Consider the following 9,159-nt stretch of genomic DNA (forward strand, 5'->3'; position numbering starts at 1 on the left):
CCGGCAATCCGATTCAGACGACGATCACGCGGATCCCGCAACGGGTTACGGCCAGACTTAAGTCCAGACTTCACACTTGAATCAACGTAAGTAACTGACATGGTTGCTTCTAACTTTCGGCAAGGCAGTGCGGCAGCCGACCGACGCTCACGAGAGTATCTGCTCGCGGGTCTCCCCATAGGGAACGGTGTCGCTGAGTGCGAGGGTGTACCGGCTGGGATCATGGCGGGTGACCAGAATGCCGGCATAGCAATGAGGGGTGGCTACCTGGCGGAGTGCGGCTTCTGCATGGTCGAGCAACTCGTTAAGTCGACCAGGCTCGGTAACGATGACTTCCAAATTGGGTGTGGCCTGACTACGCATAATGAACAGCATCCTTTCCAGGGATCCGGATCCCCCACTATGCCAAACCCCTCATCCTTGGGGTGTGTTGTTTTTTTGGTTCTTACACCGAACGTGTACTGCCCGCGGTGACGTATCTCCGCGGGCAGTACAGTCAAGACATTCCGGCTGGTTAGCTGATGGCGGCGCGGAGCTGCTTGGCTGCCAGTGCGGGGTCGGCCGCGCTGTAGATACCGCCTCCGACGACGGCTACGTCGGCGCCGGCCTTCTGGACTGCTTCGATGGTGGCGAGCTTCACGCCGCCAGCGACGGAGAACGGAACGCGCGCTTCTGCGCCGGCGCGGAGCAGCCCGGTCAGGTCGAAGCCCGGCAAGGCCTGCTCGTCGAGACCGGCGTGCATCTCCACGAACTTGGCACCCAGAGCGCGGGCTTCCTTGGCGCGGGTGACTTTGTCTGCCACGCCGATGAGGTCAACGACGATGCCCTTGTTGTGGGCTTTGGCTGCCTTGACGGCGCCGGCGATGGTGGAGTCGTCGGCAGAGCCGAGCACGGTGACCAGGTCGGCACCGGCTTTGAAAGCGATGTCGGCTTCGAGTTCGCCGGCGTCCATGGTCTTCATGTCAGCGAAGACGATCTTGTCCGGGTGGGCGTTCTTGACGGCGGTGACGGCGGAGAGGCCGGCAGCCTTGATCAAGGGGGTGCCGAGTTCGATGATGTCGACGTACTCGGCGACCTGACCGGCCAGTTCGAGGGCGGCTTCGGTGGTCAGGACGTCCATAGCAACTTGGAGTTTCATGGTGTTGTTTTCCTTCTGTTGGGAACTGCAGTGGGTGTGAAAAATTGTGGTTCGGTTATTCGAGGTTGGCGTGGCGGAGCCAGAGCTCTTCGGCCGGTACGTCGGTGTTGTCCCACAGGGACTGGAACAGGGTTTCAGTGGCGAGGAAGAGTACCTGCTCGAAGAGCGACCCGGAGTACTGGCGTGAAACGCTGGAGCCGTGGTCGGTCTTCTGCGCGGCGGGAATGATCACCACAGCGTCAGCAAGCCCGGCGAGAGGTGAAGTCGGGCTGGTGGTGAACGCCGCAATCCGCGCTCCGGCCTTCGCCGCTGTTTCTGCTGACTTGACTACTCCCGAGGTCGTTCCCGATCCCGAGGCCACCAGAAGCAGGTCACCGGAGGCGATTGCCGGCGTGGTGGTGTCACCGGCAATGTGGACGTTCAGGCCAAGGTGCATCAGCCTCATGGCAGCCATCCGCAGCACCAGGCCGCTTCGGCCGGCTCCGGCGACGAACACCCGGCCAGGATGGCTAAGGTGGCGGGCCACGTCGGCGATCTGCTGCTCGTCGATCTTGGCCGCTGTGTCCGCGATCTCGTCCTGTACAAGAGCGAGATTCCGGACAATGTCACCGGTGGTGCTGTATCCGGTGAGCGTTGTATTTACTGTCGGAGTCACGTTTTGTCCCTTCCATTCGGTCGTCGGCCGGGATCCGGTCGAACGATGCTTTGTGGTTGGTATCCATACTCCCGAAGCGAAAGGGCGGGGGTAACACTGTTTTTTGACGGTTCTGACTACACTTTAGGATTGGTGGTGCCGAGACGCAGGCTGGGGAGTGTCGAAAAGCCGCAGGTTTGTAGCATTCGTTGCATAGACTCTGGAGAACGAGTTAAGTCCACTCACGTACTCCGGACTGCTTGTCATTGATCGACCCGTACCCATTTTCCGGAGCGCAGACTTTTGGCCTCGCCGTCATCAATCCAGTCCCAGATTTATCGGTCCCTGCCCGAAATCGAGAGGGCCGATGCGATTGTGGACAGAATTACCAAAGCCATCGGCCTTGGGCTGCTTAAAGTGGGCGAACGCTTGCCACCCGAAGCGGCCCTCTCGGAAATGTTTGGGGTTGGCGGCGCCACTCTTCGCGAAGCTTTGGGGGAACTGCGCGAGCGGGGGATCGTCGAGACCCGCAGGGGCCGAAGTGGGGGAACCTTCGTGCTCAACCAGCCTCGTACGCAGAAGGACGTCATTCGGGATTGGTTCCTCTCGACGTCAATTTCGGAAATACGTGACATCGGTGACGAACATTCCGCTATAGCAGCCACCACCGTCCGTCTGGCCTGTGAGCGCGCAGAAGCACACGACTTCGAGCGACTTCAGGAACTTGCGCGGGCATTAATTCTGGCCGACACCCCCGAAGTGCGTGCACCTGCTGACAGCCGCTTCCACATCGAGCTGGCAATAGCCGCGCAATCGCCGAGGCTCGCCAACGCGGAAATACGGCTTCAGGAAGAAACAGTCCAGCAGCTTTGGACTCCCCTCACGGTGGCATTTGACCCTGAGCAGGCAACCGCAGAACACTTGGAATTGGTCCGGGCAGTAGCCCAAGACCAGCCGGAGAAGGCCCAAAACCTTATCCTTGAGCACATCAGACGGAACATTTTTCATCTGATAGACCAGAAACTGACCCTCGGCTATGCCCAATCAAACCAGGATGGTCAATGAAGCCCACCGTTGAAGTCGTACATGCTGCATCTGACCTTTCTTCCTGGATGAGCGGCGTCTGCACGGAGGTCAAGAAGCTCTCCAGCGACGTTTCCTCCCTCCTTGAACGAAATCTCGCCGGCAAGTCCAAAGCAGGCAAGGCGGTCCTCAAGGGATTGGATGAATATCCCCGGGATTTCCTGACGAAGAACAGCTACGCAGCCGGCGCCGGGACCTTCTTCGCCGTGGAAACCATCGAGGAGGGGGTGCCGGCTTTGGACTGGTGGGCCCGCAAGGAACACGGCACCATCGGCAGGCTCGACCTCGACATGACTCCAGGCAGCAGCAGATATTACGACTATGAGAAGCTGCCCTTCTTTTCCACCGCCGCTTCCACAGGTGAGCAGAGTGTATGGGGGCCATATGTGGACTTCCTCGGCTTCGAGGAATACATCCTGACATTTGCGGCCCCGCTTTCCGTTCACGGGCGCTTCACGGGCGTGGCCGCATGCGACATCCGGATCAGGGACCTGGAACCCCTCATCATGCCCACTCTGCGCGCCATTCCCGGAGATGCGGCCCTCGTCAATGCCAGCAACCGCGTCATTCTCGGCAACTCCGGTTTATACCTCGTTGGTGAGCGGATTAAATCCGATGTTCCCGACCAGCATCGGATGGCCCTGGACGTCCCCCATCTTGGGCTTTCCCTGATTTTCGCTGTCTAGGGGCGAACTTTCCCAGGCACGGTCAACGTCGGTTGCACCGAAGCTGGAAAAAGTTCGGCGAATAAAAGCTATCGCAATAGAGCTTTTAGGCTGTAACCTCTGGGGGTGATCTGTTTCACATGCCATACATCGGAGCAGTCACGAGTCTTTCGGCACCAGAGGAAGAATTTCCCGGGCTCGGACATCACCCTTGTCCACGTCACGAGAGCTCAACCCTGAAGGTGTTTTTGCGAGCGACCCCCCTGCCGCACCTGTCGGCCTAGCACGTTGGCGCTACCACTGCGCGCACCGGAGCCTGCCTCGTTTTACTTGCCAGTCCGCCGTCCGGACCTGCATGCAGTTGCAAGATCGTGCTGCCGGATAGCGCCGTGATACCGCATCCCGGGCTGGACAGATGTGTTCTTGCACCGCCAGTGGAAGATTCAAGAAAAAGAGTTCCATAACGAAGAAGTCAGAGACGACTAGAGTAGTTTTAGGGAGATTTTATGAGTGAAAATCGTTCAGACGGCACCGATCACCTGGAACGGTCGATCGACTGGAAGCAGGGTTTGGCCATTGCGCTAGGTGTGCCCTTGCTGATTCTGCCCTCATTGGGCTATCTGCCGATGTATGTGTCCGCCGCAGCAATTCTTATCTGGGGATTGTCGGTCCTTCAGGGTTTTATGCAGAGCACCGCGTATGCCGAGATGGCCACCACGTTCCCCAAGGCTTCCGGCCTGCCGGGGTTCGCCCAGCATGTATTCCGGACGGAGAACTACAAGGGCAAGTACGACAAGGGCAAGCTGATCGGTGGCTTCAGTGCGTGGAGCTACTGGTTCGCCTGGAATCCTGTACTGGCAATTTTTTCCATCCTGGTGGGCGGTTACCTGCATGGGCTGTTTCCGGTTCTGGCCGAGACATTCACCGAGTACCAGCTCGCACTGATCTCAGGCCTGGTGATTTTCACCGGGTTGTTCATCGTCAACTGGTTCGGCCTCAAGGACGGCGCCAAACTGGGCTACATCCTGGCTGCGTTCTCTCTTATACCCCTGGTTGTCCTGACCGTGGCGCCTTTCGCGACCGGGAAAGTCGACATGGCAAACATCACCGGCAGCTGGATGCCGGCCGACTGGGCCTGGGACATGCACCACATCCTGATTCTCTTTGGCATCTTTGCGATCGCTCAGTGGAGTGCCTGCGCCTGGGAAACAGCAGCCATTTACGGCCCCGAATACAAGAACCCGTCCAGGGATGTCCCCAAAGCGCTTTATGCGTGCGGCATCATCTGCTTCTTCTCATTTGTCTTAGTGCAATCCGCGGTGATCGGCGTGCTTGGTGTTGAGGGTGTACTGGCCGAGCCCCTGTCGCCCCTGATTCCAGTGGCCCAGGCCGTCTTTGGCCAGGCAGGCACCATGATCACCATCATCATGCTGATCGCCGCCATGATCCTCATCATCCAGACGGCCTATCTGGGCTCTTCCCGCGCCATGCACTCCATGTCGAGCGAAGGCAACCTCCCCAGGGTCTTCGGCAAGACGAACCGCCAGGGCACTCCGTTTGTCGCGATGCTGGTCATCGGGGCCTTCAACCTGGTACTGATTTCGATGGGAACGCCGGCGGCAATACTCGCAGCGTCCGCAATTGGTTACACCTGCGCCAACGGCATCAGCCTGTTCGCATATGTCAGGGCTAAGAATCACCCGTCCTTCGCCAACCTCGAACGGCCCTTCAAAGCACCGAAGGGCTGGAAAAAGGTTGCCCTGCTCTTTGGACTGTTCAATCTACCCCTATGCCTGGTGGGCGTGGTGTACCTGAACAGCCTGGAGGTCGGTTGGACCTCAACCTGGGTTGGTTTCCTCGTACTATCGCTCTATTTGCCCATCTGGTTGTATACCCAGCGTGAATCCCGTCGGCTGAAGGACAAAGCAGCCACAGCTCCATCTTCAGACCACGACGCCGGGGATCTTCGACCGGTTCCACATCCCAGGTGACGTAACCGGCCGGGGATTCCGCCGGAAGAGTCCTGCACACGTGTCCCGATCATGTCCACCGGGGTTGACGCATGACGGGGTAGTACAGGCGTTGTTGTAGCCCGGCGCACCAGGACGGACAGTGGTAGGCGCTTGTTTCACGGTGGATGCCGCGCCCTTACGAGGGCCCGGCATCCACCGTGGCGCTTTTCCGGCAGTTCCCTACGTGTCAATAGTTCCCAAGAAAAATAAACATTAAATCCCAAGGCGTAATTTTCTAAAAAAGACTGGACTAGATGAATTAAGTGCCGTAGCTTTGCAGATGGGACGAGGAGCGTGACTCGCATCACACCAGCAAGGGCTCGGATTAGAGCTCAGTTGGTTATCCCTGAAGACAACCTCTCCCGGAACCCCATCTTTTACACACCACTAGTCAAAGGAGACACCATGGAAACCACCCTCGTAGGAACACTGACCAAGGCCGGATCGATCCACAAGGTACAGAACGGCTTCATCGGCCTCCCGTCCATGGACGAGCCGGGAACGGTCGCCGCGATCGGCGATTCCCTCCATAACCCGGAGGGGTCGGTCATGTGCGCCGGATTCTTCGAACTGAAGGCCTCGGAGCCCTTGGTGTACACCTACACCTACGACGAAATGAAGGTCGTCATCAAGGGAGAATTCATCCTCACGGACCAGACCACGGGCGAAGTGACTCACGCGAAGGAGCGCGACGTGCTGTTCTTCCCCAAAGGCACAACCGTCAAGTTCGAAACCCCCGAGTATGGCCTGGGGTTCTTCGCCGGCGACCGCACCTTCGCACCGTAAAGACCGACCATGCGTTCCGCGTCCATGCCGCCAGCAGCCGGCAACGGCCTGGAACCTGGTTTCCGCGGTGTCATCTGTGTATCTTTCGGATCCTCAGATGACACCGCGCTTCCAGACACCAATGGCCAGCCCCGGTACGATCTCCATTTCGAATCGGCAACCGCCGAGAGCCTCTCGGAACTCAAGTCTGTGCTCAGCGGTTCCCGTGTAGGCGTCCGTCTGATACTCGCAGGCCCTCCGACGGATATCCGTGCAGCCGCAGCAGCCGCAGCAGACTGCGGACTTCTGGGCGAGGAGGTAACCCTCCTGCCCCAGGAAACCGGACCCCGGTTTGTTTATTGCCCGCATTGCCTTACCACCACCGTTGATGAGGCGGCCGGCACCGAGGTGAAGTGTCAAGGATGCGCCACCACCTTGACCATCGCTGATCACTTTTCCCGACGAAGAGGCGCATACCTGGGCTACTCAGCCCACGCCGAGGAGGCAGCATGACCGCCATAGCGCTCCAGCCCCGTGTCCACCCGGCGGTGGAAGGAGGCCTCCAGCTGGAGGTGACAAACGTCAGCCGCGAGACGGAATCGATTGTCAGCATCACGATGGCTGCCCCGGAAGGTGGAAGGTTGCCCTCCTATGTCCCGGGGAGCCACCTTGTGGTCCAATGGGGAAACGGCGTCAATGCATACTCACTGACAGGCTCAGGCAACGCGCCGTCCGAATACAGCATCTCTGTCCTGAGGGTCGGCGAAGGAGCCGGCGGCTCCTTAGCCATGCACCGGCTTTGCGTCGGTGATCGTGTTTATGTTGCGCGCCCCCGGAGTGCTTTTGCTCCCGCATCAACAGCGACGCATCATCTGCTTGTTGCTGCAGGAATCGGGATCACGCCGGTTCTTTCACATGCCAGGGCCGCGGTGGAACGGGACTCCACAGCAACGATGATCTACGTGCACCGGCCAGACGCCGGCGCCCACGTAGCGGAAGCGCGGGAACTGCTCGGGCCCGGGTTGATCGCTTTGGTCGAGTGCACTGACCGGGGCAGTTTCCAAAACGTTCTGGCGGAAGCGCTCATAACGCAGCCCGTCGGAACCCACCTGTACGTGTGCGGTCCGGTTGTCTTCATGGATGCGGTCCTGGAAGAGGCCCGAGGCCATGGCTGGTCATCCGCCCGGCTCCATTCAGAAGCCTTTGGCGCAGCTGAACTGGACGCGGGCGAACCCTTTACGGTGCATCTGGCACGCAGCGGCGTTCGCTTGGAAGTTCCAGCCGGCGTTTCGCTGCTGGAGACCCTTGAAACAGCAGGGCAAAGCATCCCCAATATGTGCCGCAAAGGCATCTGCGGCGAATGCGTCCTGCCGGTGCTTCGCGGCGCACCCCAGCACCGGGATCTTTACCTATCCGAGCAGGAAAAGGCCGCGAACAACACAATGATGTCCTGCGTTTCGCGTAGCAACGACCCAGAATTGGAGTTGGACCTTTGAGTAGCACGATCATAGAAACCGATCCTGACGCCGCCCTCCTCCCGGAACGGATCAGGCGCTTTCCCTTTCCTTTTGCCTCTGACACCTACCGGTACAGCGCAAACGTCGAACCAGCCACCAAGACAGCGCCGACAGAGGCGGGCGCCTGGGGCGCCCATCTCGTGGACATCGACGAACACTATCTGGATGAACTGGCCGAGCGCGCCAAGGTGCTGACCCGCGACCCTTCCCGCGTGAATGTCCTCCCCCACATGCGAACGGCGGTGTGGGACGCCCTCACCACCCTGCTGTCCTCCATGGCCGAAGACTACCCGGATACGATGTCTTTCCATCGGGAAGGGAACATCTGCCGTTGGCGTAACGGTCTGCAGAACCTCGAGGTGGAATTCACCGTAGGAGACGACAGCTCGCTGCCGGAGGGGCCACTGCGGTTCCTCGGCACGCAGATCCAGGACGACATCATTCTTCTTGATATCCGCGAAGATACGTTGTGGCTTGATGCCGGCCTGGTCACCTTCGCCGCCGACTGGTCATTCGCTTTCGACGTCGGCATGAACTTTCTTGAAATCCACCATCCCGTCCCGCGAGTGAAGGAAGAACGCATCACCAGCCGGGCCGAGCAGTTCCTGTTGCGCCTGCAGCCCGGGGAACAATTTCGGCGGACCAACTGGACCATGACCATAGGCCGGCGTATGGATACCTCCACGGAAACGTACCCTGAATGGGGCCCCGACCGCACCACCATAGCCGACGATCCTGCCATGCCGGAGAAGCTACACCTGCGGGTGGAAGTGCAGCACTTGATCCGGCTCCCGCACTCCGGCGCCCTGCTGTTCCTGGTCCGGACCCATCTCCTGCCGCTCACCGACATTGCCCGGGTACCTGCGTGGCGGGAAAAGATGGGCCATGTGCTGGCCGAACTGCCGGACGACATGGCCGAATACAAGGGCATCATCCGCTACCGCAAAGCTGCATCTGACTGGCTGCTCGCCCGCTAAACCCCGGCATCGCGCCATAAAGAGGCAATAAAAGAATATGCATAAAAAAAGCTAGACTAAATGATTTATTTCACGTAGCTTGGCTGCAAGAGGAACACGTGACCGGCATCACGTCAACGGAGTTCGGAGTTGAGCTCCGCCGGCAAGGCCCGGCATCCTCCAGGCGGCTTTCAAGCATATGGGTGGACTGCCAAGTATTCGCAAAACGCCACCCATGTCACGGGGCAATTCGCCTATCAGTCCTTAGGGATCTCATCCTCAAGAAAGAACCAAGGAGAAAACCATGACTCTCACCACTGAAATCCACACCGAGGTTGGGGTAGCGCACCCTCTCGATCCGCTCTCCCGCGACGAGATTTCCCGGGCCG

At 59.3% G+C, this 9,159-nt stretch carries 10 protein-coding genes; 7 read left to right on the plus strand and 3 right to left on the minus strand.

Features of this window, described 5'->3' with window-relative positions:
• Window positions 1–147 precede the first annotated feature (147 nt).
• The 3 genes from QK290_RS17855 to hxlB form a co-directional block, all read right to left on the minus strand.
• Window positions 148–363, minus strand: coding sequence for a hypothetical protein (locus tag QK290_RS17855; RefSeq protein WP_282331993.1), 216 nt, complete (start codon window positions 361–363; stop codon window positions 148–150).
• Between the two features lie 151 nt (window positions 364–514).
• A complete protein-coding gene (gene hxlA / locus QK290_RS17860; RefSeq protein WP_282331994.1) occupies window positions 515–1,138 on the minus strand; it encodes a 3-hexulose-6-phosphate synthase in 624 nt (207 codons plus the stop codon).
• A gap of 55 nt (window positions 1,139–1,193) precedes the next feature.
• Entirely contained in the window at window positions 1,194–1,793 is a 600-nt protein-coding gene (gene hxlB, locus QK290_RS17865) for a 6-phospho-3-hexuloisomerase (protein WP_282331995.1), read from the minus strand.
• Window positions 1,794–2,147: 354 nt separating this feature from the next.
• Here hxlB and QK290_RS17870 point away from each other — a divergent pair, with 354 nt between their 5' ends.
• The 7 genes from QK290_RS17870 to QK290_RS17900 all read left to right on the plus strand — a co-directional run bounded on the left by QK290_RS17870 (window position 2,148) and on the right by QK290_RS17900 (window position 8,791).
• A complete protein-coding gene (locus tag QK290_RS17870) occupies window positions 2,148–2,837 on the plus strand; it encodes an FCD domain-containing protein (protein WP_282331996.1) in 690 nt (229 codons plus the stop codon).
• The gene (locus tag QK290_RS17875; protein ID WP_282331997.1) at window positions 2,834–3,541 is read left to right on the plus strand and encodes a cache domain-containing protein; all 708 of its coding nucleotides are present in this window, start codon (window positions 2,834–2,836) and stop codon (window positions 3,539–3,541) included. The genes QK290_RS17870 and QK290_RS17875 overlap by 4 nt, the downstream gene beginning before the upstream one ends.
• A gap of 485 nt (window positions 3,542–4,026) precedes the next feature.
• Window positions 4,027–5,511, plus strand: a complete 1,485-nt coding sequence (locus tag QK290_RS17880; RefSeq protein ID WP_282331998.1) for an APC family permease — start codon at window positions 4,027–4,029, stop codon at window positions 5,509–5,511.
• A gap of 426 nt (window positions 5,512–5,937) precedes the next feature.
• Window positions 5,938–6,318, plus strand: a complete 381-nt coding sequence (locus tag QK290_RS17885; RefSeq protein ID WP_282331999.1) for a cupin domain-containing protein — start codon at window positions 5,938–5,940, stop codon at window positions 6,316–6,318.
• A gap of 9 nt (window positions 6,319–6,327) precedes the next feature.
• Window positions 6,328–6,810 (plus strand): dimethylamine monooxygenase subunit DmmA family protein, encoded by a 483-nt coding sequence (locus QK290_RS17890; protein WP_282332000.1) that lies wholly within the window; start codon window positions 6,328–6,330, stop codon window positions 6,808–6,810.
• On the plus strand, window positions 6,807–7,793 hold the full coding sequence (locus QK290_RS17895; protein ID WP_282332002.1) for a PDR/VanB family oxidoreductase: 987 nt from the start codon (window positions 6,807–6,809) through the stop codon (window positions 7,791–7,793). The genes QK290_RS17890 and QK290_RS17895 overlap by 4 nt, the downstream gene beginning before the upstream one ends.
• A complete protein-coding gene (locus QK290_RS17900; RefSeq protein WP_282332003.1) occupies window positions 7,790–8,791 on the plus strand; it encodes a DUF3445 domain-containing protein in 1,002 nt (333 codons plus the stop codon). Before QK290_RS17895 ends, QK290_RS17900 begins: the two co-directional genes overlap by 4 nt.
• Window positions 8,792–9,159 lie beyond the last annotated feature (368 nt).

It is taken from the genome of Pseudarthrobacter sp. AL07 (genome assembly GCF_029960665.1).
GTDB lineage: Bacteria > Actinomycetota > Actinomycetes > Actinomycetales > Micrococcaceae > Arthrobacter.

Coding starts and splice junctions, on each gene's coding strand:
- hxlA (WP_282331994.1), bottom strand. CDS start 1,138: ATGAAACTCCAAGTTGCTATGGACGTCCTGACCACCGAAGCCGCCCTC.
- QK290_RS17855 (WP_282331993.1), bottom strand. CDS start 363: ATGCGTAGTCAGGCCACACCCAATTTGGAAGTCATCGTTACCGAGCCT.
- QK290_RS17875 (WP_282331997.1), top strand. CDS start 2,834: ATGAAGCCCACCGTTGAAGTCGTACATGCTGCATCTGACCTTTCTTCC.
- QK290_RS17890 (WP_282332000.1), top strand. CDS start 6,328: ATGCGTTCCGCGTCCATGCCGCCAGCAGCCGGCAACGGCCTGGAACCT.
- QK290_RS17895 (WP_282332002.1), top strand. CDS start 6,807: ATGACCGCCATAGCGCTCCAGCCCCGTGTCCACCCGGCGGTGGAAGGA.
- QK290_RS17880 (WP_282331998.1), top strand. CDS start 4,027: ATGAGTGAAAATCGTTCAGACGGCACCGATCACCTGGAACGGTCGATC.
- QK290_RS17885 (WP_282331999.1), top strand. CDS start 5,938: ATGGAAACCACCCTCGTAGGAACACTGACCAAGGCCGGATCGATCCAC.